General features: G+C 73.0%; 1 protein-coding gene. It reads right to left on the bottom strand.

The window, feature by feature from the left end:
* Positions 1–222 (bottom strand): cyclic nucleotide-binding domain-containing protein (locus tag E0702_RS18760; RefSeq protein WP_132045955.1); only part of this gene is annotated, 222 nt, incomplete at both ends.

Raw genomic sequence — 222 nt, 5'->3', positions numbered from 1 at the left:
ATCTTCCCGGCGGCGCTGCCGGCGTCGCGGATCGTGTCGAGCACCGAGCGCAGCATCTCGACGACGACGCAGCGCTCCTCGGCGCGGACGGTCGCCTCGCGCGGGTAGAAGTTGATGCAGGTGTCGATGCCGAAGAAGTCGCCGGGGCCGAGCGTGACGGGCGGCGGCGTGACGCCGGCCTCGAGGCTCGCGTAGCGGCTGACCTCGCCGACCGCGAGCTCG

Source organism: Halomonas marinisediminis (assembly GCF_004347715.1).
GTDB classification, from domain to species: domain Bacteria; phylum Pseudomonadota; class Gammaproteobacteria; order Pseudomonadales; family Halomonadaceae; genus Halomonas; species Halomonas icarae.
The sequence above is the reverse complement of the archived record's forward strand: the minus strand, read 5'-3'. Positions and strand labels throughout refer to the sequence as shown.